This is a genomic window from Vibrio sp. YT-19(2023), assembly GCF_033337395.1.
Window position 1 is genome coordinate 1 of record NZ_JAWOQN010001115.1, and the last position, 524, is coordinate 524.

At 46.2% G+C, this 524-nt stretch carries 1 pseudogene; it reads left to right on the forward strand.

From position 1 onward, the window contains the following. Window positions 1-524: pseudogene (locus R7E78_RS30340) on the forward strand (OmpA family protein); the annotation flags it as partial.

Genomic DNA, 524 nt, shown 5'->3' on the forward strand with positions numbered 1-524 from the left:
CTACGTGCTGAATACCAACGCTACCAAGACATGTCTGACGACATCATTGATGACATGGATTCTGACTTCTTCGGTATCGGCTTCAACTACAAGTTTGGTTCTGAGCCAGTAGTTCAAGAAGAAGCAGTTGAAGAAGTGGTAGAAACACGTCCATCTACTCGTATCGTTGAGCACGTGTAACCAGCTCAAACAGCAACAGTACAATTCGGCCTAGAAAGCGCAGAAGTGAAAGATGCATCAGCACTCGCTGGTACAGTTGATCTAATGAACACTTACCCACAAGCTAAAGTTGAGATCACTGGTTACAGTGACACAACTGGTTCTGCTCAGTACAACCAACAGCTAACTGAAAAGCGTGCTAAAGCGGTTGCTAATGAATTCGAAGCGAAAGGTATCGCTGCTGACCGTATGACAGTTAAAGGCATGGGTGAAGCAAACCCAGTTGCTAGCAACGAAACTCGTCAAGGTCGCGAAGCGAACCGTCGTGTGGAAGTAGTTGTTCCTGCGTTTGAATACCAAACGCA